A 24,864-nucleotide genomic window follows, 5' to 3' on the forward strand; every position below is an offset into this window, starting at 1 on the left:
GTGCCGGTCCGGTCCTCGACGGCGCCGTCCAGGGCGCGCAGGCGGGCGTCGAAGACCTCCACCAGGGCGCCGGTGCGGCCCTCGGCGGCCGCCACCAGGGCCTGGCCGCGGTCCTCCAGCAGGCCCTCGATCGCGGCGCGCGCCTGCTCGAAGGTCGCCCGCAGGGTCTCGACGCGCGCGTCGACCCGCTCGGACACGTCGCGGCCGGTGCCCTCGACCAGCGCGCCGAGGCGGTTCTGCACCCGGTCGAACAGGGTCTGCAGCTCGCCCGTCCGCTCCTTGAGGGTCTCGGCGAGGCGGGTCTCGCGCTCCTCGAGCAGGCCGGCAATGGCCGGGTTCACCCCCTCGATGGTCGCCTGGAGCGCCTGGGTGCGGTGCTCGATGGTGCCGGCGATCTGGCGGCCGCGGCTGTCCACGAGCCGGTCGATCTCGCCCTGCGCCCGCTCGAACAGGCCCTGGAGGTCGGACAGACGGGTGTCCAGCAGGTCCGCCATCTGGGCGGGCGCCGCGTCGAGGGTCGTGCGCAGGCCCTCGGTCCGGGCCGCGATCGCGTCGGCGACTTCCTGGCCGCGCCCGTCCACGAGGTCGCGCAGGCCGGCCTGGGCCTCCTCGAACAGGGTCTGCAGGCGCTGCGTGCGGGCGTCGAGGGTGGCGGCGAGCTGGCGCTCGCGGGTCTCCACCAGCGCCGAGACGGCGGCGGGCGCCTCCTCCAGCACCGCGCGGAGGGACTGGATGCGGGCGTCGACCGCGGCGGCGAAGCGGCCGCCACCGCCCTCGACCACGCCGTCGAGGGCCGACTGGGCCTCCTCGAACAGGGTGCGCAGGGCCTGGGCCCGGGCGGTGAGGGTGTCGGCGAGGCGGTTGCCGCGGCCGTCGACCAGGCTCTCCAGGTGGCCCAGCCGCTCGTCGAACAGGCTGCCGAGCTGCCGGGTGCGGTCGTCCAGGGCGCCGGTGGCGGAGCCGAACGCGCCCTCCAGGGCGGCGACCATCGCCTGCCCGCGGCCGTCCAGCGCCTCGTGGATCGGCCCCATCCGGCCGTCCAGCGTGGCGGCCAGGGTGCCGGCATGGTCGTCCAGCATGACGCGGATCTGGTTGGTCCGGTCGTCCAGCAGGGTGTGGACCGAGCGCACGCCCTCGTCGAGGAGGCCGCTGATGTCGGCGGTGCGGCTCGACAGGGTGTGGCCCAGGCGGCCCTCGCCGGCATCGAGCATCCGCTCGGCGTCCGCGATGGTCTGCTGGAGCTTGGCGAGCACGCTCTCGCCGCGCTGGTCGATGAGCTCGGCCAGCGAGCTGCCGCCGCGGTCGAGCAGGCGGGCGAGCTCGGTGATCCGGCCGCCGATCGCCCCGAACACGGCGCGGCCCTTCTCGTCGAGCTCGCCCGACATGGCGGCGATGCGCTCGTCGATGAGGCGGCCGAGCAGGTCGGCGCGCTCCGCGAAGGCCGCGTGCACGGCCTCGGTGCGGGCGGCGAGCGCCGCGTCGGCGCTCTCGGTGCGCTCGTCCACCAGCCGGATCATCGAATCCGCGCGGTTCGCCAGCGCGGCCTCCAGGCCGCGGGTGGCCTCCTCGATGGTGCCGGTGAGGGCGCGGACGCGCTCGGCCATGGCGCCGTCGAGGCCGCCGGTCCGGTCGGTGATCATCGCCACGAGGTCGCGGGTCCGGCCGGCGAGCTCCTCGTCGACAGCGCGGGTGCGCGCCTCGATCAGGCGGATCGCCTCGAAGGCCTGCACGCCGAAGCTCTCGTCCACGAGGCGGGCGCGCTGGTCCAGGGTCTCGGCGATCGCCTGCAGGCGGCCGATGACGCCGGTGTCGAAATGGCCGGCGCTCTCCTCGATCCGCCGGGCGATCTCGCCGGTGTGGCGGGCGATGTCCTGGCCGAGCCCGGAGGTGCGGCCCTCCAGCATCTCCATCAGGCCGCGATGGCCCTCGGCCATGATCCGGCCCATCTCGTCGGTCCGGGCGCGCAGCGCCTCGTCCACGGCGTTCGCGCGGCTGCCGAGATGGTCGTCGATCTGGCCGACCAGCGCCGCCACGGCGGCCGCGATGGCGGCGGCCCGCTCGGCGGAGCGCGTCTCCAGGCCGCCGAGATGGGTCTCGATCAGGCTGCCGGCCTCGCGGGCCCGGGTGGCGATCGTCTCGGCCACGGCCTCGCCCTTGCCGGTGAGGAGCCGGTCCATCTCCTCCAGCCGCGCGCCGACGGTCTCGCCCAGCGCGGCGGTGTCGCGGTTGATCCGGTCGGCCAGGATGTCGCCGCGCGCGATGGTCTCCTGCAGGGCGGCGAGGCGGTTGCCCAGCGTCTCGTCGATCGCCCGGACCCGGCCGTCGGCGGTCTCGGCGAAGCTCGCGCCGGTCTGGCTGAGCGTGTCGGCGATGCGGGCGCCCTGGCTCGCCACGGCGAGGACGATGTCGCGGCCAGTGCCGCTGATCCGGGCCTGGGTCTCGTCGGCGTGGCTGGCGAGCAGCTCGGCGACGCCGCGGCCGTGCTCGCCGAAGGCCGCTTCCATCTCGCCGATCCGGGCGGCGAGGTCGGCCGAGATCGCGCGGGCGGCCTCGGCGAGGCTGCCGGTGGCGTCGCCGGTCCGGGCGGCGAGCTCGCGGTTGAGGTCGTCGAGGGCGGCGCGGACCGCCGCGACGGCTTCCGTCCCGCGCGCGCCGAGCTCGGTGCCGGCGCGGTCGGCGGCGTCGCGGAACCGGGCGGTGAGGATCGCGGTCTCGGCCTCGACGGCGCCCGTGACCTCGCCCGAGGCGGTCCGCAGGGTGTCCAGCGCCTCGGCGAGCCGGGCGGCGGCGTCGCGCGTCTGCGTCTCGGCGGCCTGGCTCGCCTGATCGGCGGCGGCCCGCAGCGCGGCGGCCGCCTCCTCGGTGCGCGCCGACAGGGCGGCGGCGGAATCCGCGACCCGGCGCTCGAACACCCGCACGGCCTCGAGGGTGCGGGACTCGACCGCGCCGGTGGCGTCCTCGGCGGTGCCGCGCAGGGCGCTGGTGGCCGCGTCGGCGCCGCGCTGGAGCGCCGCGACCGCCTCGGCGGTGCGGCCGTCGATCTCGCCCGACAGGCCCTCGACCGTGCCCCGCAGCGACTGGACCGCCGAGGCGGCCCCGGTCTCGAAGCCCTGGCCCAGGGCCGCGAAGGCGGCCTCCAGGTTCGCCGCGACCGTCTCGGTCCGGTGCGCGATGCTGCCGCCGGCCCGCTCGGCCGCCGCCGCCACCCGGTGCTCCAGGTCGGCGGCCCGGACCGTCACGGTCTCGTCGAGGCGCGCCGCGATGCCGTCCATCCGCTCCGCGAGGGCGCCGCCGCGCTCCGACAGGGCCTCGGCGATCCGCTCGGCGGTGCCGACGAGGTCGTCGCGCACGGCGCCCGCGCGGGCCGCCAGGGTCTCGCCGGCGCCGCTCGCGGCGAGCGCCAGGGCGGCCTGGGCGTCGCGCCCGCGGCCCTCGATCGTCTCGGCGACCGACAGGCCGGCGCTCTCGATCTCGGCGCGCAGCGCGAGGCCGCGGCCGGCGATGTCCTGGGTCAGGGCCGAACCGGTCTCGGCGAAGCGGGCGGTGATCTCGGCGCCCATCGCGCCGAAGCGCTCGGTCAGCTCCGAGCCGCGCGACAGGAAGGCGGATTCGAGCCCCGTCACCGAGCGCTCGAAGGTCTCGCGCACCGTGCCGGCCTGCCGCTCCAGCGCGTCGCTCACGCGGCTGCCGGTCTCCTCCAGGGTCCGGGTGAGGGCGCCGGCATTCTCCGACAGGCGTTCGGCCAGGGCGGTGCCGGCGGCCTGGAAGGCGCCGGTCGCGGTCCCGGCGCGGTCCTCGAAGCTGCGGGTCAGGGTCTCGCCGACCTCCTGGAAGCTGCCGCGCACCTCGTGGCTGGTGGCCGCCAGCGTGTCGATCAGGTCGCTGCCGCGGGCGGTCATCAGGTTGACCACCCGGTCGCCGGCCTCGCCCAGGGAGGCGGTGATCGCGGCGCCGCGGGTCTCCAGCGCGCCGGTCACGCGCTCGCCCGCGCCGGTCACCGCGGAGACGATCCGGTCGGAGGCGCCCTCCAGGTCCTGGCTCAGGCTCTGGTGCGACCCGGTGATGGCGCTGCGCACCCGCTCGGCGTTGGTGACGATCGCCTCGCGCTGGGCCACCAGCTCGTCCACGAGGGAGCGGATGCGGATCTCGTTGTCGGAATAGGCCCGCTCCAGGGTGGCGATCTCGCCCCGGACCAGGGTCTCCAGCTCGCCGGCCCGGGCGAGCGCCCGCTCGACGCCGTCGCCCACCGCCGCCACCTCGCGGCGCACGGTCTGCGACATGGTCAGGACCGCGTCGGTGGAGAAGCTCTCGGGCTCGGCCAGACGGACCGCGACCTCGCCGACCGCGCGGGCGACGAGGCGCATCTCCTGGGCGCGCACCGCCAGCATGGCGGCGATCACGAACAGCACAACCGGGCCGAACAGGGCCGCGGCGCCGACGCTCGCCTGGAGGGCGGAGAGGCCCGACACGACCGCGCGCAGGTCGCCCTCGGACTTCGCCCACGCGATCAGCACGAGGGCGCCGATCCAGACGGCGCCGGCGGCGAGCGCGAGCAGGTAGGGCTTGGGCGAGGAGCGCACCCGCAGGGTCTGCTGCAGGATGCCGATGTTGCGCCGGTCGTCGTTGGCCACGAGCGAGCGGTCGGGGGGCAGGAGGCCGCCCTCGCGGCGGGGGCGGTCCAGGCCCGGCGGCGGCAGGTCGGAGGCGAGCGGCGGGTCGAGGTCGAGGCGCGGCGGCATGGTCCGGCCGGCGTCGAGGCCGCCGTCGCGCAGCGGGTCGGCGTCACCGACATCGGGCAGGCGCGGCTCGGCGCGGCCGTCGGTGCCGTTCGGCGTCAGGGCGTCGAGGTTCAGCGCCTGCTCGATCGCAGAGAGCGCGGCCTCGGCCGGGTCCTTCAGCTTCTTCTCGGTCGCCATTCAACGCCTCGTTACACGGGTTCACCGGCGCCTGGGGAGGCTTGAGCCGGAGACGCAACGCCCCGTTTACCATTACAAGACTAAACTCGGGCAGCGACTGCCGATACCCGAGCCCTCGACCGGCCCCAGAAAACGTTAACCGAATGGTTACCGGGCCCGTCGCTCACCGCCTCCACCATCCTGCCGCAGGGGAGGGGTCCGGCGCGATCCCCACCCGGCGAATCAGGGGGTGAATTGTGTGGATCAGATCCGCAATCCCCGACGAATCCGGATGCCGGGAGTCCGAGCATGCAGGCCATCGACCCCGCGGAACTCGAGGCGCAGACCGGCGGCGACGCCGAGCTGGCCCGTGAGGTTCTGGAGCTGTTCGCCGGCCAGTGCCGGTCGATCCTGCCGCGCCTCGCGGACCCGGCCCTGCCGCGGGAGCAGCGCGCCGACCTCGCCCACACCCTGAAGGGCTCGGCCGCGGGCGTCGGGGCGGTTCACGTGCGCGCCCTGGCGGACGCCGCGGAGACGCGCCTGCGCGCCGGCGCCGGGGCCGTGCCGGTCGACGACCTCGCGGCCGCGGTCGCGCGGGCCCTGGCGGAGATCGCGGAGGCGCGCGCCTGACGGTGTCGCCGCGATGCGGCGATCGATCCGGGATTGGTGTCTAATGCCGCGCTTGCATTCCGCGTTTCCAGCCGCCAAGCAGGCACGCCGCCCGTCGGACAGAGTGCGCTCGACGCGAGCCCGGAGCCCCCAGCATGCCCAAGATCACCTACGTCGACCACGCCGGGACGGAACGGACCGTCGAAGGCAGCGTCGGCGCGACCGTGATGGAGACGGCTATGCGCAACAACGTCCCGGGCATCGACGCGGAGTGCGGCGGCGCCTGCGCCTGCGCCACCTGCCACGTCTACGTGGCCGACGCCTGGATCGACACGGTCGGCAAGGCGCAGGACATGGAGCAGGACATGCTGGATTTCGCCAGCGACGTCCGCGAGAATTCCCGCCTGTCCTGCCAGATCAAGATCACGCCGGCGCTGGACGGCCTCGTGGTGACGACCCCGCCCCAGCAGGGCTGACACGGCCGCCGTTCGGGTCTCGTCGATCCCCCGGTCATCGCGCGCGCAGCGAAGCGACCCCGGGCCGGCGCGACCGCATGCGCGTGGCGCCGCCGGGTCGCTTCGCTCCGCGCGCCGAGACGGCACGGCGTCCGGCCGCATCGCGCTCGAAGGCCGCGATCCCGCCTGTCACCGCACCAGCGCCCGCGCCGCCGCGTCGAGCCCCTCCAGGGTGAGGGGGAACATCCGGCCGGCGACCAGCCGCTGCACCATCCCGATCGACTGGGTGTAGCCCCAGTGCGTCTCGGGCACCGGGTTGAGCCACGCCGCCTTCGGGAAATGATCGAGGAGCCGCTGCATCCAGACGGCGCCGGACTCCTCGTTCCAGTGCTCCACCGAGCCGCCGGGCGTGGCGATCTCGTAGGGGCTCATCGAGGCGTCGCCCACGAAGACCAGCCGGTAGTCGCTGCCGTAGGTGCGGATCACGTCGAGGAGCGGCGTCCGCGCCTCGTGCCGCCGCCGGTTCTCGGTCCAGACCGCCTCGTAGGGGCAGTTGTGGAAGTAGTAGTGGGCGAGGTGCTTGAACTCCGAGCGCGCCGCCGAGAACAGCGCCTCCGCCTGCTCGATGTGCCAGTCCATCGAGCCGCCGACGTCCAGGAACAGCAGCACCTTCACGGCGTTGCGCCGCTCCGGCCGCAGCTTCACGTCGATGTAGCCCTGGCGGGCGCTCGCGCGGATCGTGCCGTCGAGGTCGAGCTCCTCGGCCGCCCCGGTCCGGGCGAAGCGGCGCAGGCGCCGCAGCGCGAGGCGCATGTTGCGCGCGCCGATCTCCCGGTCGTCGTCGAGGTCCTTGAACTCGCGCTTGTCCCAGACCTTCACCGCCCGGAAGTTGCGGTTGCCGTCCTGACCGATGCGGATGCCCTCGGGATTGTAGCCGTAGGCGCCGAAGGGCGAGGTCCCGCCGGTGCCGATCCATTTCGAGCCGCCCTGGTGGCGCCCCTTCTGCTCGGCGAGGCGCTGCTTCAGGGTCTCGAACAGCTTGTCCCAGCCGAGCGCCTTCAGCTCCGCCTTCTCGGCCTCGGTCAGGTACTTCTCGGCGAGCTTCCTCAGCCATTCCTCGGGAATGGCTGAGGGCTCCACCGCCTCGCCGAGGGTCTCCAGCCCCTTGAACACCGTGCCGAACACCCGGTCGAACCGGTCGAGATGCGCCTCGTCCTTCACCAGCGCCGCGCGCGACAGGAAGTAGAACGCCTCGACGTCGTGCTCCGCGAGGCCCCGGTCCAGGGCGCCGAGCAGGGTCAGGTATTCCTTCAGGGAGACGGGGACCTTGGCGTCCCGGAGGGCCGTGAAGAACTGCAGCAGCATCCCGGGAGAACGCGCCAGCCGGGCGCCCGGGTCAAGCCCGCGCGAATCGGTCGGCGCCCCGCCGGGCGGGGCAGGACTTTCCCGGAAGACTTCCGAGTCTTCGACGATGGTCGACAAGATTCCGCCCGGTCGGCATCGCCGATTCCGGGACACGAGCGAGTCTCTCCGTCGCGTTGGGACTCATAACCTGGGTATAAGTCGTCGAATCTGTTGATATGTGGCCGGACGGGCCTCGCCCGGTCACTCAATCGGTCATGGGAATCGCTCAACTCGGGACATCGAGTGTGTGCGGACGCGGCGACGCGGCCCACACGGAGCTGGCGAGGAGACCTGCGATGGCGGTCGTCCTGCGGAATCTGACGGAATTCAAGCGGTTTCTCGGGAAGCCGGGGGCGACGATTCAGCTGGTGCGCAACACCTTCATGGACCGCCAGCCGGAGGCGACCCGGGACGCCTATCGCGACAAGGGCATGTACGCCCCGCGGGCGGTGCAGGCCCTGTCGCGCAAGGCCGCGGTCTTCACCCTGCGGGGCTATCCCGGGACGGTCTGGCTCTACTGGGACAAGGGCGCCCGCGGCTGGCGCTTCTCCGGCGACACCGTGACGGTGCCCCTGGTCACCGGCCTCGGGCCGGCGGACGAGCTGGTCTACCGCTGCAGCTTCGCCGACGGGTTCGAGCCGGCGCCCCGCAGCCGCGTGGCGCGGCGAGCCAAGCACGAGGACGCGCACCCGGTCCTGATCTGAGGAGGCCCGCGGCCCGGGCCTCACGGTCCGCGCCGCGCGGCCGCCTCGCGCCCGCCGCCTCAGGCCTCCTGGCCGGCCGCCTCCTGGTGTCCGACTTCCTGGCGCCCGACTTCCTGGCGTCCGACCTCCTGGCGCTCGGGCTCCCGCTTGACCGGGGCCTTGCCCAGCGCCTTCCCGACGGTCCGCCGGGCCCGGAAGATCGGCTTCGACTCGCTCTCGCGCTTCTTCAGCAGGGCGCGATACTCGTCCCGCCGCTCGTGGATCGACGCGATCACCAGCCCCATCGGCACGCCGACATCGACCAGCACGGCCTCCGACAGCTGCAGCGACGCCTCGATCGTCTCCGGCACCGCGTCGTCGACGCCGAGCTCGTAGAGCGAGGAGGCGTGGCGGGCGTCGCGGGCCCGGGCCACGATGGTCAGGTCCGGCCGCTCGGCGCGGGCCGCCGCCACTGCCGCCTCGACGGCGCGGGGATTGTCGAGGGTGACGACCAGCGCCCGGGCCGTGGCGATGTCGCAGCGGCGCAGCATCTCGGTGTTGCCGCTGTCGCCGAAATAGACCGGCGCGCCGGCGCGGCGCTGCTCGGCGACCCGGGCAGCGTCGGAATCGAGGGCGAGGTACGGGATCTTGTGCCGCTCCAGCATCTCGCCGACCTGCCGGCCGACGCGGCCGAAGCCGGCCACGATCACCCGGTTCTCCACGCGCTGCGGCCACGGCTCGGCCTTGGCGGTGGCCTGGGCGCCGGCCGTCGCCCGCAGCTTGAGCCGGCGGCCGACGGCGGCGAGCGCCGGGATCATGATCATCGTGACCGTGGTCACCACGAGGGCCGCCGCGCCGACCTCCTCCGGCACCAGGCCGGTCGCCATGGCGCCGCCGATCAGCACATAGGCGAACTCGCCGCCCGGACCGAGCAGGAGCGCCGTCTCCAGCGCCACCGGCCGGGGGATCTTCAGGACGGGGGCCGCCATCATCACCACGGCGGCCTTGATCAGGACCAGCGCCAGCGACAGGCCGATGATCGCGCCCGGCGTCGCCATGAGCTGCGCCGGATCGAGGTTCATGCCCACCGAGACGAAGAACACGCCGAGCAGCAGGCCCTTGAACGGGTCGATCGTCGCCTCGATGGCCCGGCGGTACTCGGTCTCGGCCAGCAGCAGGCCGGCCACGAAGGCGCCGAGCGTCATCGACAGGCCGCTCGCCGCCGCGGTCAGCGCCGTGCCGACGATGACCAGCAGGCAGGCGGCCATGAACAGCTCGGTGGAGCGCGTGCGCGCCACGAGCTGGAACAGCGGGCGCAGGGCGAGGCGGCCCGCCACCACGATCAGCACCAGCGCGATCGCCGCCTGGCCGAGCGCCATGGCGAGCGCCCAGCCCTTGTCGCCGCCGTCGTCGCGGCCGAGCACCGCGATCGCGAACAGGACCGGCGCCACCGCCAGGTCCTGGAACAGCAGGACCGCGAAGCTGGTGCGGCCCGTGGGCGCGTTCAGCCGCTTCTGCTCGGCGAGGACCGGCAGCACCACGGCGGTCGACGACAGGGCGAGGCCGATGCCCACGATCACCGCGCCGGTGAGCGGCACGTTGAGCCCGTAGAGGATCGCCCCGAGGATCAGCGCGGAGCAGCCCACCTGCAGGGAGCCGAGGCCGAAGACCAGCCGGCGCAGCACCCGCAGGCGCTCCCAGGACAGCTCGATCCCGATCATGAACATCAGGAAGATCACGCCGAACTCGGCGAGGTGCGAGATCTCGGCCCGGTTGCCGATGGTGAAGAGGTGCACGGAGGGATAGGTGTCGGCCAGCCGGCCGAGGCCGAAGGGGCCGAGCAGGGCGCCGGCGCCGATGAAGCCGAGCACCGGCGAGATCCGCAGGCGGTGGAACAGCGGCACCACGATGCCCGCCGTGACGAGAAACAGGATCGCTTCCTTGTAGGAGCCGGCGTGGACCTCTGGCATCGGCGGCGGATCGAACCTCGTCTCTCGGGGCAGGGGGATGCCGATCACGGCTGCGCGATCATGGGTCGCCCCCGCCCTCGGGGCAACCGGATTCGGGTCGCGACCGGCCCCGCGGATGTGCGTTCCGACACAAGCCGGATACAGGCGCGGGTGAGACATTTCGGTCACCGGCGCGCGGGATGCGGACGGCATCCAGAGGCGGCGCGCGCGGAGGGCGTGCAACCCGGCTCAAAATCGGCACAATGCGCGCATACACGCCTGAGTTAACCGGGGGTTAAGCTCGGCCGGGCCCCGCCCGGAACTGGACCGATGGATGCGACGAGGCCGATGATCTCCATCAAATCGATATTTGCCGGTCCGACAGCGCCTCCCAGCCGCGACATCGAGCGCGAGAAGCGCGAGTGGAAGCTCGAGTCGGACCGCTGGCGCCACCAGCGCCACGTCGAGAAGGGCTACCGCATCAAGTGGGGCTACGTGGCGATCGCGTACCTCGTCGAGTTCATGGTGATCGGCGCCTCGCTCTGGGGCGCGTGGCTGTTCGCGGGCGTCTACAGCGACGGCGACTGGCACGCCTTCTACTTCATGCTGCTGGCGCCGCTGGTCTACGCCGCGGTCGAGCTGTGCCGCGTGCCGCTCGGCATCCTGGCCCGCACCCAGCGCTCCTACTTCGTGCGCGGCCTCGCCGTGCTGGGCATCATCTTCGCGGCGGGCGTGACCACCAAGTCGGTGTCGCAGCTCGGCGAGATGATGTTCCATCCCCGCCTGATGGAGGCGGCCCGGACCAAGACCGCCCTGAAGGACGCCCAGGCCGACCGCGCCACGATCGGCGACCGGATCAAGGCGGCGGACGAGCGCGTGGCGCAGTACACGGCCGAGCTCGACCAGATCGAGAAGCGCTCCGCCGACAACGCCCAGCAGCTCGCCGGCCTCCCGGCCCAGCGCTGCGAGCGCGTGTTCGGCACCAACAGCAAGGGCCGCAAGTACCAGAACCTGAAATGCGTGGCCGATCCCCGCGTCGCCGCCCTGTCGCAGGGCGTCGCCAAGGCGTCCGCCGACCGCGCCGGGATGATCAAGGACCTGGAGGAGGCCCGCAAGGCGCGCGCCGCCCTCGATCCGGGCGCCGCCGACCGGCGCGTGGCCGATGCCGAGCAGGGCTACCGCAACGCGGTCAACCGCTCGCAGCTCCACTCCTTCACCGCCATGGTCTACGGCGTCGACCCGATCGACGTGACCGAGAGCCAGGTCCACGCCTTCCTGCGGATCTTCGTGTTCCTGCCCGCGGTCTGCGCGGCCTTCGCGTCGACGATCCTGGCGCTGTGCGCGGTCTCGACCCGCCGGACCTTCATGGACGAGGACGATCTCGGCGCCGCCGTGAACCCGGAGGCGGCCCCCTACATGCTCGACGCGATCGCCGACGCCCTGCGCTCGCATCCCGAGCCGATCCTGCCGCGGGCCGCCAACGCGTCGGGCGCGGTGATCCCGATGAACCGGCCGGCCCAGGGCCAGCAGGCGCTGCCGAACCAGACCCATCCGGGCCCGACCCTCCCTGCCGCTGGAGCCGGCGCATGAACTACGTCGCCAGCGGGACCCCCGAGAACATCGCCCTCGCCCAGCAGGTGAATTCCCGCCTGCGGGCGGATTCGAGCTACGTCGCCGCCCGGGCCTTCCTGTTCCGGGCGCTGGGCTTCGGCGCCTTCGCGTGCCTCGCCGGCATCGGCGTCGGCGCGGCGGCCTACGGCTGGGCGACCCTCAACCAGTTCGACACCGCGGCCGAGAAGATCGCCGCCGCCATGCAGGCCGCGCTCTCGGACGTGACCCTGAAGACCAAGGGCGAGGTCACGCTCACCGACAACGTGCTGAAGCTCGAGGGCCTGCCCAAGGCCTCCGCGACGCCGACGCCGACCAAGGCCCAGCTCGGCAGCGACGCCGCCCCGGCCTCCAAGGCGGCGGTGAACACGACCTTCACGGTGTTCAAGCAGGTGCCCTACCTCGACGGGCAGATCGTGACCGGCTGGAACTTCAAGGACAGCGCCGAGCAGCCCTACCAGCAGTACTGCTACTTCTCCCGCCGCTCCAACGAGGCGAAGGGCCAGGTCGAGATCAAGATCGACCTCGCCATGGACGGCAAGACCCTGCCGCAGCCGCAGAAGTCGGACGTCAACCTGGAGATCCTGGCCCGGAACTGCGTCTGGCACGAGAAGGGCTGAGATCGCTCGCGGCGATACCGTCCTCGCGAGCGGAGCCGAGCAATCCGGGGCGACGCCACGCCCCGGAACGTCGCGCTGCCCTGGGTCACGTCGCATCGCCCGTGATGACGGAGTTCGGACAGGCCCGGCCGGACGGGCTCGGCGCTTGCGGCCCGGCGGCGCGGCGCGCTACCCCTGGGCCCGAGCCCCTCTCTCCGAGACCGCGATGCGCTTTTCCGGAACCGAGACCTACGTCGCGACCCCCGACCTCACCGCGGCGGTCAACGCCGCCGTGGTCCTGGAGCGGCCGCTCCTGGTGAAGGGCGAGCCCGGGACCGGCAAGACCGTGCTGGCCGAGGAGATCGCCAAGGGGCTGAACGCGCCGCTGATCGTCTGGAACATCAAGTCGACCACGAAGGCGCAGCAGGGCCTGTACGAGTACGACGCGGTCTCGCGCCTGCGCGACTCCCAGCTCGGCGACCCGCGGGTCTCGGAGATCGGCAACTACATCCGGCGCGGCAAGCTCTGGGAGGCGTTCACGGCGCCCGAGCGCCCGGTCCTGCTCATCGACGAGATCGACAAGGCCGACATCGAGTTCCCCAACGACCTGCTGACCGAACTCGACCGGATGGAGTTCCACGTCTACGAGACCGGCGAGACCGTGAAGGCCGTGCGCCGGCCGATCGTGATCATCACGTCGAACAACGAGAAGGAGCTGCCGGACGCGTTCCTGCGCCGCTGCTTCTTCCACTACATCAAGTTCCCCGACGCCGAGACGCTGCAGCGCATCGTCGACGTCCACTATCCGGGCATCAAGCACCGCCTCGTCGAGGAGGCGCTGCGGACCTTCCTGGCGATGCGCGAGGTCCCGGGCCTCAAGAAGAAGCCCTCGACCTCGGAGCTGCTCGACTGGCTGAAGCTCCTCGTCTCCGAGGACATCGCGCCCGAGACCCTGCGCGAGCAGGACGGCCGCAAGCTGATCCCGCCGCTGCACGGGGCGCTCCTGAAGAACGAGCAGGATGTCAGCCTGTTCGAGAAGCTGGCCTTCATGATGCGCCGGGACCAGCGCGGCGGCTGAGGCCGGCGGGAAGACCCGAGGACTCCCGCGAGAGGAGCCCGGGACAGGGACAGGAGCGTGCGGCATGGGCGAGATCGCGATCGTCGGCGGCGGCGTGATGGGGCACGGCATCGCCCTGGTGCTGGCGCTCGCCGGCCACGGCGTGCGGCTCACCGACACGCGGCCCGAGACCCGCGCGCGGATCCCCGCCCTGATGGACTCGGCCCTCGCGACCCTGCGGGAGGCGGGCGCCGCCCCGGAGGGCTGGGATGCCGCGCGGCTGGCCCGGGCCGTCCGGGTCGAGGCGGAGCTCGGCGCGGCGGTGTCGGGCGCCGGTCTCGTGATCGAGGCGATCACCGAGGACCCGGAGGCCAAGGGCGCGCTCTTCTCCGAGCTCGACCGGCTCTGCCCGGCCGACGCGGTCCTCGCCAGCAACACCAGCTACCTCGACGTCTTCCCGCTGATCCCGGAACGCCGGCAGGCGCGGGCGCTGATCCTGCACTGGTACACGCCGCCCTACATCGTCGACCTGGTCGACGTGGTGCCGGGGCCCGGCACCGATCCGGCGGTGATCGCCGCCATGGCCGAGTTCGTGCGCGGCCTCGGCCAGGTCCCGATCGTCCTGAAGCGCTTCATCCCCGGCTACGTCGCCAACCGCATCCAGCAGGCGATCAGCGCCGAGGTGTTCCGGCTCCTCGACGAGGGCGTGGCCGCGCCGCGGGACATCGACGACGCGATCGTCCACGGGCTCTCCTTACGCATCCCGATCCTCGGCCACCTCGCCAAGGCCGACTTCACCGGCCTGGAGCTGACGCAGCGGGCGCTCGCCAACGGCAGCTACGCGCCGCCGCCGCCGCGCACCCGGTCCGAGACCCTCGACGCCCTCTGCGCCGCCGGCCGGACCGGGGTGATGGCGGGGCGCGGCTACTTCGACTGGGGCGGGCGCGCGCCCGAGGAGCTGTTCCGCGAGCGCGACCGCAAGCTCCTGGCGCTCAAGGCGGCGATGGCCGGGATCGGCCGGATGGAGGGAACATGATCGGAGCGGACCTGTCCGGGCGGCGCGTCCTCGTCACCGGGGCCTCCTCGGGCATCGGGCTCGCGACCGTCGCGATCTTCGCCCGCAACGGCGCCGCGGTGGCGCTGAACCACCTGCCCGACGATGCCCGCGGCCCGGCCGAGGTCGCCCGGCTCGCCGGGGAGGGCCTCTCGGTGATCGCGCTGCCCGGGGACGTGTCGCGGGCGGGCGAGGCCGAGGCGATGGTGGCGGCCGGCATCGACCGGCTCGGCGGCCTCGACGTGCTCGTCAACAATGCCGGGACGTCGGCCACGACCGCGCCCATCGCGTTCGAGGATCTCGACGCGATGAGCGAGGAGTTCTGGGCGACGATCCTCGCGACCAACCTGCTCGGGCCGTTCCGCTGCGCCCGGGCCGCGGCCGCGACCCTCAAGGCGAGCCGCGGCGCCATCGTCAACACCGCCTCGGTGGCCGGTCTCGGGCGGCGCGGCTCGTCGGTCGCCTACGCGGCCAGCAAGGCCGGGCTGATCAACCTGACCCGCAGCCTCGCCCGGGCGCTGGCGCCGGAGGTGCGCGTCAACGCCGTCGCGCCGGGCCTCGTCGCCACGCCCTGGACCGAACCCTGGTCGGAGGAGCGCAAGGCCGCGACGGTGGGGCGCACCATGCTCGGCCGCATGGCCCGCCCGGAGGACATCGCCGAGACGATTTTCTTCCTGAGTGCCGGCGCGGCCTACATCACCGGCGAGACGATCACGGTCGACGGCGGGGCGATCTAGGGTCCGAGGAGAACACCCATGGCGAGCACCACCGTCATCACCTGCGCCCTCACGGGCTCCTTCGACACGCCGCGGAAGAACCCGGCCGTGCCGGTGAGCCCGAAGGCCATCGCCGAGTCGGCCTTGGAGGCCGCCGCCGCCGGGGCCGCCGTGGTCCATATCCACGTCCGTGATCCCGAGACGGCCGCGCCCAGCATGGCGCTCGCCCATTACCGCGAGGCGGTGGAGCGGATCCGCGAGAAGAATACGGACGTGATCCTCAACCTGACCACGGGGGCGGGGGGCCGGTTCGTGCCGGGCGACCCCGACCCGGCGGTCGCCGGCCCGGGCACCACCTTCGTGGGACCGGAGGCCCGCACCCGGCATGTCGGCGCGCTGCGGCCGGAGATCTGCACCCTCGACATCGCCACGATGAATTTCGGCGAGCACCTGTTCCTCAACACGCCGGGCCATCTGCGGGCGATGGCGGGTCACATCCGCGACGCGGGCGTGAAGCCCGAGATCGAGGTGTTCGACCTCGGCCAGATCGAGCTGGCCCGGCACCTGATCGCCGAGGGGCATCTGGCGCGCCCGCCCCTGTTCCAGATCTGCCTCGGCATCCCCTGGGGCGCCCCGGCGACGCCCGAGGCGCTCGTGGCGATGCGGGCGCGGCTGCCGGAGGACGCGGTCTGGTCGGCCTTCGGCATCGGCCGGGAGGAGTTCCCGATCCTCGCGGTGGCGGCCGGGATGGGCGGCAACGTCCGGGTCGGGCTGGAGGACAACCTGTACCTGTCGAGGGGCCGGCTCGCGCCGAGCAACGCCGCCCTGGTGGAGAAGGCGGTGAGCCTGCTGGCCCATCTCGACCGGGAGCCGGCCACCCCCGATCAGGCGCGGGCGATCTTCGGGTTGACGCCGCGGGGCGGTTGAGCGGCCGATCGCCGCCGCACACCCGTCATGACGACCGTGGCGCTGCTGGATCGCTCCGCTCGCGAAGACGGCGGTGTCGTCTCGCGCGGTGAAGGCTGTCCCTGACGGATCGCCGGCATCCTCACGCGCACCCGTTCCAGCCGCGATCCGCCACGGATAGTCTGTCTTCGGAAACGTCCCGAGCGGCGATCAACGCGGCCGGGAGAGATTCGACAGGGAGAGAGACATGACGCTCCGCCACCGCGCCGCGGCGCTGCTCGGGAGTCTGTGCGCGCTCGGCGCCGGCGCGGCGCTCGCGGCCGACCTCGTGCCGGTGAAGATCGGCGTGCTGAACGACCGCTCCGGCGTCTACTTCGACTCCACCGGCGAGGGCTCGGTGGTCGCCGCCCGGATGGCGGTCGAGGATTTCAAGCCGGAGGCGCACGGGCTGAAGGTCGAGGTCGTCGCCGCCGACCACCAGAACAAGCCCGATGTCGGCGCCTCCATCACCCGGCAATGGTACGACCGCGACGGCGTCGACGCGGTGTTCGACGTCCCCACCTCCTCGGTGGCGCTCGCCATCGCGCAGATCACCAAGGAGAAGAACAAGGCCTTCATCAACTCGGGCGGCGGCACCGCCGACCTGACCGGCCCGGCCTGCACGCCCAACACCGTGCACTGGACCTACGACACCGCGGCGCTGGCCAACGGCACCGGCAAGGCCATCCTCAAGCGCGGCGGCAAGTCCTGGTACTTCATCACCGCCGACTACGCCTTCGGCCTCGCCCTGGAGCGCGACACCAAGGCGGTGGTGGAGAAGAACGGCGGCAAGGTCGTCGGCGGCGTGCGCACGCCGTTCCCGAACCCGGACTTCTCCTCGTTCCTCCTCCAGGCCCAGGCCTCGGGCGCGCAGGTGATCGGGCTGGCCGATGCCGGCCTCGACGCCGCCAACGCCATCAAGCAGGCGCACGAGTTCGGCATCCGCCAGGGCGGGCAGACGCTCGCCGCCCTGCTGATCGCCATCACCGACATCCACTCGCTGGGCCTGGACGTGGCGCAGGGCCTCGCCTTCACCGCCTCGTTCTACTGGGACCTCAACGACGGCACCCGGGCCTTCGCGGAGCGGTTCGAGAAGCGCATGCCCGGCAAGAAGCCGACCTCGTACCAGGCCGGCGTCTACGCCAGCACGCTCCACTACCTGAAGGCGGTGGCGGCCCTGCACTCGGCCAGGGACGGCGCCGCCGTGGTCGCCAAGATGAAGGAGATGCCGACCGACGACCCGCTGTTCGGCAAGGGCACGATCCGGCCGGACGGGCGCAAGATCCACCCGATGTACCTGTTCGAGGCCAAGGCGCCGTCCGAGTCGAAGGGCGCGTGGGACCTCTACAAGGTGCTGGAGACGATCCCGGCCGAGCAGGCGTTCCGCCCGATGAGCGAGGGCGGCTGCCCGATGCTCGCCGATATGACGGCGAAGTAGGCGCCGGGTCGATCGTTGCGGCACCGCCGTCCTTGCGAGCGGAGCGAGGCACTCCAGACAGCGCGACGCCGACCGTCGTCGCGCGGCCCTGGGTCACGTCGCTGCGCTCGCGATGACGGGGAGGGAGAGCGCGATCGAAGCGTCCGGACGGGAACCGTTCACGCCGCCCCGATCCGATCCAGCGCCGCCATCGCCTCATCCGGGAGCGCGAGCGCGGCCGCCGCGAGGTTCTCGCGCAGATGGCCGAGCGAGGAGGTCCCCGGGATCAGCAGGATGTTGGGCGACCGGCGCAGCAGCCACGTCAGCGCCACCTGCATCGGCGTCGCGCCGAGCCCGGCCGCGACCTCGGACAGCGTGCCCGATTGCAGCGGGCTGAACCCGCCCAGCGGGAAGAACGGCACGTAGGCGATCCCGGCCGCCGCCAGATCGTCGATGAAGGCGTCGTCGCCCCGGTGCGCGAGGTTGTACTGGTTCTGCACGCAGACGATGTCGGTGATCCGGCGCCCCTCGGCGACCTGACGCGGCGTGGCGTTGCTCAGGCCGATCCGGCGGATCAGCCCCTGGCGCTGAAGATCCGCCAGCACGGTGAGCGGCGCCTCGATCGGGCCCTCTGCCGGCCCGTGGACGTCGAACATCAGGCGCAGGTTGACCACGTCGAGGGCGTCGACGTCGAGGTTGCGCAGGTTGTCGTGGACCGCCTGGGTGAGCTCCTCGGCCGAGAAGGCCGGGTTCCACGAGGCGTCGGCCCCGCGCCTGGCGCCGACCTTGGTGACGATCACGAGCCCGTCCGGGTAGGGGTGCAGCGCCTCGCGGATGATCCGGTTGGTGACGTGCGGCCCGTAGAAGTCGCTGGTGTCGATGTGGTCGACGCCCGCCGCCACGGCTTCCCGGAGCACCGCGACCGCGGCGGCGCGGTCCTCGGGCGGCCCGAACACGCCGGGCCCGGCGAGCTGCATGGCCCCGTAGCCGAGCCGCTTCACGGTGCGGTCGCCGAGGGCGAAGGTCCCGGCCTGCGCGATGTCGGTCATGACGTATCTCCTGTGGGCGCCCCGGATGTAGACGCCCGGTTTTGCGCCGATAAGCCGTGACAATCGGCACGGCCTGTGCGGATTCTCGAACGATGACCCGGGATCTCACCGACCTCGCCGCCTTCGTGACCGTGGCGCGGGCCGGCGGGTTCCGCGAGGGCGCCCGCGCCGGGGGCGGGAGCGCGTCGAGCCTCAGCGAGGCGGTGCGCCGGCTGGAGGCGGAGCTCGGCGTGCGCCTCCTGAACCGCACCACCCGCAGCGTCGCGCCGACCGAGGCCGGGACCCGCCTGCTGGAGCGGCTCGGCCCGGCGCTCGCCGAGGTGGAATCCGCCCTCGACGTGGTGAACGGGTTCCGCGACCGGCCGGCCGGGACGCTGCGGCTCAACGTGCCGCTCAGCGCCGCCCGGCTGGTGCTGCCGGCACTCGTGCCGCCCTTCCTGGCGGCCTACCCGGAGATCCGCCTGGAGGTGGTGGTCGAGGACGGGTTCGTGGACGTGCTGGCGGCGGGCTGCGACGCCGGCATCCGCTACGACGAGCGGCTGGAGCAGGACATGATCGCCGTGCCGATCGGCCCGCGGCGGCAGCGCTTCGCCACCGCGGCGTCCCCGGCCTATCTCGACCGGCGCGGCCGGCCGGAGCATCCGCGGGACCTCCTCGACCATGCCTGCCTGCTCGGCCGCTTCCCCAGCGGCGCGCTGACGGCGCCGTGGGAGTTCGAGCGCGACGGCGCGATCGTCCGGGTGGACCCGACCGGGCCGCTGATCGTGCGGGTCGGCGCCAGCGACCTCGCGGTGGAGGCCGCGGTCGCCGGCACCGGGATCGTCCACCTGTTCGAGGACTGGCTGCGGCCGCGGCTCGACGGCGGCGCCCTGGAGCCGGTGCTGGAACCCTGGTGGCAGGACTTCCCCGGCCCGTTCCTCTACTACCCCGGCCGGCGGCACCTGCCGGCGCCGCTGCGCGCCTTCGTGGACTTCGTCGGCGCGCAGGCGTCGCGCGCTAGAACCGCAGGGTGAAGCCGCCCGTCACGGCCTGATCCCGCGCGCGGGCGCCGGTCTGGCCCGTGTAGGCCACGCCCAGGCTCGCGTCCGGCGTCACCGCCAGCTCGAGCCCGACCTGCGCCACCAGCGCGTCCCGGTCGATCGGCACCCCCGCGCTCAGGAAGGCCGGACCGCCCGCGCCGAAGGCCAGCAGCGCGGTCGGCACCACGTCGCCGAACGCCCGCCGGTAGCCGACGAGGCCCCGCAGCGTCACCGGCCGGCTCAAGCCCAGGTCCAGGCGCGTCTGCGCCCGAACCCCCACGGTCGCCGCGCCGAGATCGTAGTCCCGCGCGACGCTCGCCAGCGCCGCCGCGCCCCCCGTCTCCGCGAAGGCGCCGCGCCGGATGCCGACATACGCCCCGCCCGCGAACGGCTCGACGGACGCGCCCGCCGGCTGCCCCAGCGCGATCCGCCAGCCGATCTCGCCGAATGCCTGCACCGTGTGGCCGCCGCCGTGCCCGCTCAGCGTGTCCGACAGCCCGTACGCCACGGCCCGGCGGGTGCGCGCGTCCGTGTCGGCGTAGAGCGCCCCCAGCCGCAGCGCCAGCGGGCCGCGTTCGTAGCCGCCGTACAGGCCGCCGAAGCCGCTCTTGAGCGTCGCGCTCTCCGCCCGGCTCAGGCCGCCCACCCGGCCCGCGCTGGCGAGATCGGCCTCGGTGTAGCCGCCGACCACGCCGACGCGCGGCCCACTGGCCAAGCGCACGTCCGCGCCCGCCGCGAAGCCGGCGATCTGCCGGTTCAGGTCGAAGGCGTTGCCGCCGCCGCCGGCCGTGCCGAAGGCGCCGAAGCCCTGGCCCCACAGCCCGAACACCTGCGGGTCGAGCGTAGGCACCGGCACGTCGGCCACCACCGGGGCCCGGCCGGGCAGGTCGGCGGCGTCGGCGGCCGGCAGGCGGCCGTCGTCGAGGCCTGTGCCGGGGCCGCCCCAGCGCAGCCGGTCGAGCACGGCCTCGCGCACGAAGTAGGCGGTCTCGTAGGCGGTGGACACGGTGCCGGCGTGGATGTCGCCGGCCAGCGCCCGGAAGCCGCTACCGGCCTCGTCGGCCGTGAAGGCGACCGCCGCGTCGTAGAGCCGGCCCGATCCGGCGGCCTGGATCGCGTTGGCGGCGGCCGCGCCGTTGCGGCCGGTGGCGGAGGCGGCGAAGGGCACGTCGTTGCGGGTCAGCGTCAGGTCGACCGCGTCGCTCCGGTAGCGCAGGCCCGGGCTGAGGAAGGCGAGGTTCGCGGTCACGCCGGCGAACCGGCCGGAGACGCCGCCGGCGGCGGAGAGGATCGTGTAGGTCGTGCGCGGGTTGTAGGCGCCCGGGGCGGCGCGCACCTGGACGGTGCCGCCCGACAGGGTGGCGCTGCCGGTCGCGGCGATCCGGTCCGCTTGTCCGGCGGCGCCGGCCTCGACCCGGTAGGTCGAGCCCGGCGCGAAGGCGACATGGCCGGCGGCGGTGAGGGTCCCGATGGAATTGCCCGGCGCCACGGTGCCGCCCGCGAGCGCGCTGATCCCGCCCAGCGTGCCCGAGCCGCCGAGCTCCGCCCCCGGCAGCACCGTGACGACCGAGTGGGCGAGGGCGCCGTTCACGACGAGCCGACCGGCCTGCACCGCGGTGGCGCCCGTCAGCGTGCCGAGCCCCGTGAGCGTGAGGGTGCCCGCCCCGGTCTTGGTCAGGGTCCCGGAGCCCGAGACGGCGTTGGCCAGCGTCCCGTCGGTCGACTGATCCACGACGAGCGCCGCGTCGTCGACGATGGCGCCCGTGCCGAAGGCGCCGGCATGGCCGACGAGCGTCCCGCCGCCGATGGTCGTGCCGCCCGCGTAGGTGTTGGCGCCGGTCAGGACCAGCGTGCCGCTGCCGAGCTTCACGAGGCCGCCCGCGCCGCCGATGTCGTTGCGCCAGACGTCGTAGGCCGAGAAGCCGCCCCTGGCCGCGTCCATCGTGACGGTGACCGTGCCGTCGAGGGCGCCGTAGCCGTCGGCGGCGGCGAACAGGTTGATGCGGTCGTAGCCCAGCCCGTTGTCGAGGAAGCCGCCGGAGGGCAATTCGGTGGTCGCGATCACGTCGCGGCGCTGCGCCGCCGTGAGGTAGGGGAAGCGGGTCGCGAGCAGCGCCTCCGCCCCCACCGGGACCACCGGCGGCCGGTCCGTGGGCCCGACCGGCGGCAGGCCGTAGGTCAGGCGCGCCGTGTAGGCGGCCTTGTCGCGCGCGTAGTCGGAGAAGCGGTCGGTGGCCGGATCCACGGGCGCGTGGGCGCACCGCTCCAAGGGACCGCCGCAGGCCTGGCTCAGGTAGCGCTGCGCCTGCGCGAAGGCCTCGCCCAGCAGGGCCGCGTTCGCCGGGTCGTTGAGCGCCCGGATGGCGAAGGCGGTCGCCAGCACGCGGCCGCCGATCACGTCGGTGGGCGAATGCATGCCCGCCTCGATCCGGTTGTCGCCGAGCTCGCTCGCGCGGGTGAGCAGTTCCTGGAACCGCTGCGGGATCGCGTAGGCCAGGGCGAGGGCCGACAGGTAGGCGGCGTTGGTGTGGCCGCTCGGGAAGCCGCCATCCGTCGCGGGGGTCGGGCTCCTCTCCGGCCCGAGGGAGGGCGGCACGACGAATCCGAGGCTCTGGCCGTTCAGGCTCTGCCGCCAGGGGCGCGGATAGCTGTAGGCGTCCTTGGCCGGGCCGGTGGAGGCGTTGGTCCGGAACGCGTTGACCAGCTGCACGACCTTCCCGAGGGGCGACGTCGTCACGCCGGCGCCGGTGCCCTGGTCGACGTACTGGACGCGCGACGTGGTCGCGTCGAAGGCCGGGATCGTGGTGGTCGCCCCCGATCCCGCCAGATAGGCCCGGGTCAGCGGCCCGAGGCCGTCGATGACGCTGTAGCTCTGGTTTCGGCGGTCGTCGTCGTAGGCGGCGATCTCCTGCGCCTGGGTCCGCTCCCGCGCCCGCTCGGCGACGATCTGGATGTTGCGCAGCAGGAGGGGCGCCCCGAGGGCCGTGGGCGATCCGGTGTCGTAGGTCTGCCCGGGGATCCAGATCCGCCGGAAACCCGACAGGATGTCGACGCCGTTGCCGGCCGTCTGCGCCTGGGCGCCCGGACCGAGCAGCGCGACCGCCAGCGCGGCGAGTGAGACCCCATATCCCCGTGTCATGACGCGCTCCCCGACACCGCCCCATCCGGCCGGTCGCGCGCCCCATAGCCAAGATCAGCTCCAGCAGATCGTCATAGTTCGTTCAAGATCCGACGTTCCAACGATTCGTATCATCGGAGCAACACTCTGTAAGGCGGCTTATCTTGGGAGATAGACTCTGGATTTGCGAATTTATACCGTTGAATTCGCCCCATCACAGCGGCATGCCGACCATTGATCGCCGTGAACGGCACGGCCGCACCTGAATAGTTGCGTCCGGGGCCGGCCGCCGGAGCCGGAGCCGGGGCCGTGCGGGACAGGAGAGGCGGCCCGGGATGCGGCCCGGCAGACCCGGCGCGGGGGCGCCTCGGAACGTCGGAGGGATGCCGCGCGAATCGCCCGGCGGCGCGTGCGGACGCCGCCGGGGGCGGCTCACTGCGGCAGTTCGAACACCGTGAGCTGCCCGCCGGGCGCCGTGTACTGCGACAGGGCCGCGTAGCCGCCGACTGCCCCCGAACCGTCGGCCGGGTCGGTCAGCCCGGCCGCCAGACCGATCCCCGCCCAGCCGCCGACCCCGGAGAGCACCGCCACGTACTGCTTCCCGCCGTGCAGGTAGGTGGTGACGTTGCCGACGATGCCGGACGGGGTCTTGAACCGGTAGAGCTCGTGCCCGTCCCGGGCGTCGACCGCCTTCAGGTAGCCCTCCAGCGTGCCGTAGAAGACCACGTTGCCCGCCGTGGCGAGCGCCCCCGACCAGACCGAGAACGGCTCCGGGATCGTCCAGGCGATCCGGCCCCTGGCGCCGTCCCAGGCGATGAACGCCCCGGTCCGGTCCGAGCCCTCGGGCGGGTGCAGGGTGAGCGTCGCGCCGACATAGGGCTGGCCGGGCGTGTAGGTCACCCGGAACGCCTCGTAGTCCATGCACATGTGGTTGGTCGGCACGTAGAACAGCCGCGTCTTGGCCGAGTAGGCGGCCGGCTGCTGGTTCTTGGCACCCAGCGCCCCGGGGCAGATGTTCTTCGTGGCCTCGTCCTCGTCGGCCTCGCCGGGGGCGTAGCGCTTGTCGACCGCGGGCCGGCCGTAATCGGGGGCGGCGGGGTTCGTCTCCACGCGGCTCGCCCAGTTCACCGTGGGATCGAACTTCTCCGCCACCAGCAGAGCGCCGGTGGCGCGGTCCAGCGTGTAGCCGAAGCCGTTCCGGTCGAAATGGGTCAGCACCTTCCGGGCGCGGCCGTCGATCACCTGCTCGGTGAGGATCATCTCGTTGACGCCGTCGTAGTCCCACTGGTCGTGGGGGGTCATCTGGTAGACCCAGCGGGCGACGCCCGTATCGGCGTCGCGGGCGATGATCGCCTGTGCCCACCGGTTGTCCCCCGGGCGCTGGTTCGGGTTCCAGGTCGAGGGATTGCCGGTGCCGTAATAGACGAGGTTCAGGTCCGGGTCGTAGGAGAACCAGCCCCAGCTGCAGGCGCCGCCGGTCCGCCACTGGTCGCCCTCCCAGCTCCTGAGCGAGGAATCCCTGCCGATCGGGCGCCCGAGCTCGGTCGTCGTCTCCGGATCGACCAGCATGTCGGCGTCCGGCCCGGTGGCGTAGGCGCGCCAGAGCCGCTGACCCGTCGCCTGATCGTAGGCGGTGACGTGGCAGCGCGCCCCGTACTCGCCCCCCGCGAGCCCGACGATGAGCTTGCCGTGCACCGGCAGGACCGTGGCGGTGTTGGTCTCGCCCCGGCCCGGGTCGCCGTTCCGCACCGACCACAGCACCCGGCCGGTCTCCGGATCGAGCGCCACCACGGTGGTGTCGGCCTGCTGCAGGAACAGCCGCCCGTCCGCGTAGGCGAGCCCCCGGGAGACCGTGTCGCAGCACATCACGGCGATGACGCTCGCGTCCTGCCGCGGCGCGTAGCGCCACAGGATCTTCCCGCCCTGGTCGAGGTCGAGGGCGTAGACCGCGTTGGGGAACGGCGTGTGCACGTACAGGACGTGCCCGACCACGATCGGCGCGCCCTCGTGGCCGCGCAGGACGCCGGTGGAGAAGGTCCAGGCGACCTTCAGGCGCCCGACATTGCCGGCATCGATCTGGTCGAGGGCGGAGTAGCGCGTGTTGGCGTAGTCCAGGGTCTGCAGGACCGGCGACGGGCCGGCCGCCGCCGCGCCGGCGAGGCCGGCGAGCGGCAGCGCCGCGAGGAGTGAAGCACGCATCGACGCCCGCATCCCTGTGATCCTCTTCGCCGCGCGGCCGGCGGCGGGCCGGAACCCCGGCCGGGATCCGCGACGGCAGCCACGGCTC

17 protein-coding genes are annotated in these 24,864 nt (G+C 73.3%); 11 read left to right on the top strand and 6 right to left on the bottom strand.

Annotation, left to right across the window (positions count from 1 at the left end; all coding sequences use genetic code 11):
• Positions 1-4,916, bottom strand: a 4,916-nt coding sequence (locus ACTJK8_RS07130; RefSeq protein WP_440761746.1) for a hypothetical protein, incomplete at its 3' end; no start/stop codon positions are given.
• Positions 4,917-5,204: 288 nt separating this feature from the next.
• On the opposite strand from ACTJK8_RS07130, the gene ACTJK8_RS07135 reads away from it, so the two are divergent.
• Both ACTJK8_RS07135 and ACTJK8_RS07140 read left to right on the top strand, forming a co-directional pair.
• Entirely contained in the window at positions 5,205-5,525 is a 321-nt protein-coding gene (locus tag ACTJK8_RS07135; RefSeq protein ID WP_012318926.1) for an Hpt domain-containing protein, read from the top strand.
• Between the two features lie 134 nt (positions 5,526-5,659).
• A complete protein-coding gene (locus ACTJK8_RS07140) occupies positions 5,660-5,980 on the top strand; it encodes a 2Fe-2S iron-sulfur cluster-binding protein (RefSeq protein ID WP_012318925.1) in 321 nt (106 codons plus the stop codon).
• A 168-nt stretch (positions 5,981-6,148) separates the two neighbouring features.
• Here ACTJK8_RS07140 and ACTJK8_RS07145 read toward each other — a convergent pair whose 3' ends face one another.
• Positions 6,149-7,324 carry a vWA domain-containing protein gene (locus ACTJK8_RS07145; RefSeq protein ID WP_012318924.1) on the bottom strand — a complete coding sequence of 392 codons (1,176 nt, stop codon included), beginning with the start codon at positions 7,322-7,324 and terminating at the stop codon, positions 6,149-6,151.
• Positions 7,325-7,659: 335 nt separating this feature from the next.
• Between ACTJK8_RS07145 and ACTJK8_RS07150 the strand changes: the two genes are divergently transcribed.
• Positions 7,660-8,067 carry a hypothetical protein gene (locus ACTJK8_RS07150; protein WP_012318923.1) on the top strand — a complete coding sequence of 136 codons (408 nt, stop codon included), beginning with the start codon at positions 7,660-7,662 and terminating at the stop codon, positions 8,065-8,067.
• Positions 8,068-8,126: 59 nt separating this feature from the next.
• Here the strand turns inward: ACTJK8_RS07150 and ACTJK8_RS07155 are convergent, their stop codons facing one another.
• The gene (locus ACTJK8_RS07155) at positions 8,127-10,016 is read right to left on the bottom strand and encodes a cation:proton antiporter domain-containing protein (protein WP_012318922.1); all 1,890 of its coding nucleotides are present in this window, start codon (positions 10,014-10,016) and stop codon (positions 8,127-8,129) included.
• Positions 10,017-10,325: 309 nt separating this feature from the next.
• Here ACTJK8_RS07155 and ACTJK8_RS07160 point away from each other — a divergent pair, with 309 nt between their 5' ends.
• From ACTJK8_RS07160 to ACTJK8_RS07190, 7 genes are all read left to right on the top strand, one after another.
• Positions 10,326-11,585: a hypothetical protein gene (locus tag ACTJK8_RS07160; RefSeq protein WP_012318921.1), complete on the top strand. Its 1,260-nt coding sequence runs from the start codon at positions 10,326-10,328 to the stop codon at positions 11,583-11,585.
• Complete coding sequence (locus ACTJK8_RS07165) at positions 11,582-12,223, top strand: hypothetical protein (protein ID WP_012318920.1); 642 nt, start codon at positions 11,582-11,584, stop codon at positions 12,221-12,223. The genes ACTJK8_RS07160 and ACTJK8_RS07165 overlap by 4 nt, the downstream gene beginning before the upstream one ends.
• A 205-nt stretch (positions 12,224-12,428) precedes the next feature.
• On the top strand, positions 12,429-13,280 hold the full coding sequence (locus tag ACTJK8_RS07170; protein ID WP_012318919.1) for an AAA family ATPase: 852 nt from the start codon (positions 12,429-12,431) through the stop codon (positions 13,278-13,280).
• A 64-nt stretch (positions 13,281-13,344) separates the two neighbouring features.
• Positions 13,345-14,295 carry a 3-hydroxyacyl-CoA dehydrogenase family protein gene (locus ACTJK8_RS07175; protein ID WP_043073638.1) on the top strand — a complete coding sequence of 317 codons (951 nt, stop codon included), beginning with the start codon at positions 13,345-13,347 and terminating at the stop codon, positions 14,293-14,295.
• Positions 14,292-15,050, top strand: a complete 759-nt coding sequence (locus ACTJK8_RS07180) for an SDR family NAD(P)-dependent oxidoreductase (protein ID WP_012318917.1) — start codon at positions 14,292-14,294, stop codon at positions 15,048-15,050. The genes ACTJK8_RS07175 and ACTJK8_RS07180 overlap by 4 nt, the downstream gene beginning before the upstream one ends.
• Before the next feature lie 18 nt (positions 15,051-15,068).
• Positions 15,069-15,956 (top strand): 3-keto-5-aminohexanoate cleavage protein, encoded by an 888-nt coding sequence (locus tag ACTJK8_RS07185; RefSeq protein WP_440761747.1) that lies wholly within the window; start codon positions 15,069-15,071, stop codon positions 15,954-15,956.
• Between the two features lie 226 nt (positions 15,957-16,182).
• Positions 16,183-17,412 carry an ABC transporter substrate-binding protein gene (locus ACTJK8_RS07190; RefSeq protein ID WP_024830284.1) on the top strand — a complete coding sequence of 410 codons (1,230 nt, stop codon included), beginning with the start codon at positions 16,183-16,185 and terminating at the stop codon, positions 17,410-17,412.
• A gap of 158 nt (positions 17,413-17,570) precedes the next feature.
• Here the strand turns inward: ACTJK8_RS07190 and ACTJK8_RS07195 are convergent, their stop codons facing one another.
• Positions 17,571-18,440 (bottom strand): aldo/keto reductase family oxidoreductase, encoded by an 870-nt coding sequence (locus tag ACTJK8_RS07195; protein ID WP_012318914.1) that lies wholly within the window; start codon positions 18,438-18,440, stop codon positions 17,571-17,573.
• Positions 18,441-18,532: 92 nt separating this feature from the next.
• Between ACTJK8_RS07195 and ACTJK8_RS07200 the strand changes: the two genes are divergently transcribed.
• Positions 18,533-19,453: a LysR substrate-binding domain-containing protein gene (locus ACTJK8_RS07200; protein WP_440761748.1), complete on the top strand. Its 921-nt coding sequence runs from the start codon at positions 18,533-18,535 to the stop codon at positions 19,451-19,453.
• Here ACTJK8_RS07200 and ACTJK8_RS07205 read toward each other — a convergent pair.
• Together ACTJK8_RS07205 and ACTJK8_RS07210 are read right to left on the bottom strand one after the other, a co-directional pair.
• Entirely contained in the window at positions 19,437-22,598 is a 3,162-nt protein-coding gene (locus ACTJK8_RS07205; RefSeq protein WP_440761749.1) for an autotransporter domain-containing protein, read from the bottom strand. The two genes, ACTJK8_RS07200 and ACTJK8_RS07205, sit on opposite strands and share 17 nt — an antisense overlap.
• A 411-nt stretch (positions 22,599-23,009) precedes the next feature.
• Complete coding sequence (locus ACTJK8_RS07210; RefSeq protein ID WP_041372588.1) at positions 23,010-24,776, bottom strand: methanol/ethanol family PQQ-dependent dehydrogenase; 1,767 nt, start codon at positions 24,774-24,776, stop codon at positions 23,010-23,012.
• Between the last annotated feature and the right edge of the window lie 88 nt (positions 24,777-24,864).

The organism is Methylobacterium sp. 22177 (assembly GCF_052045615.1).
GTDB lineage: Bacteria > Pseudomonadota > Alphaproteobacteria > Rhizobiales > Beijerinckiaceae > Methylobacterium > Methylobacterium radiotolerans.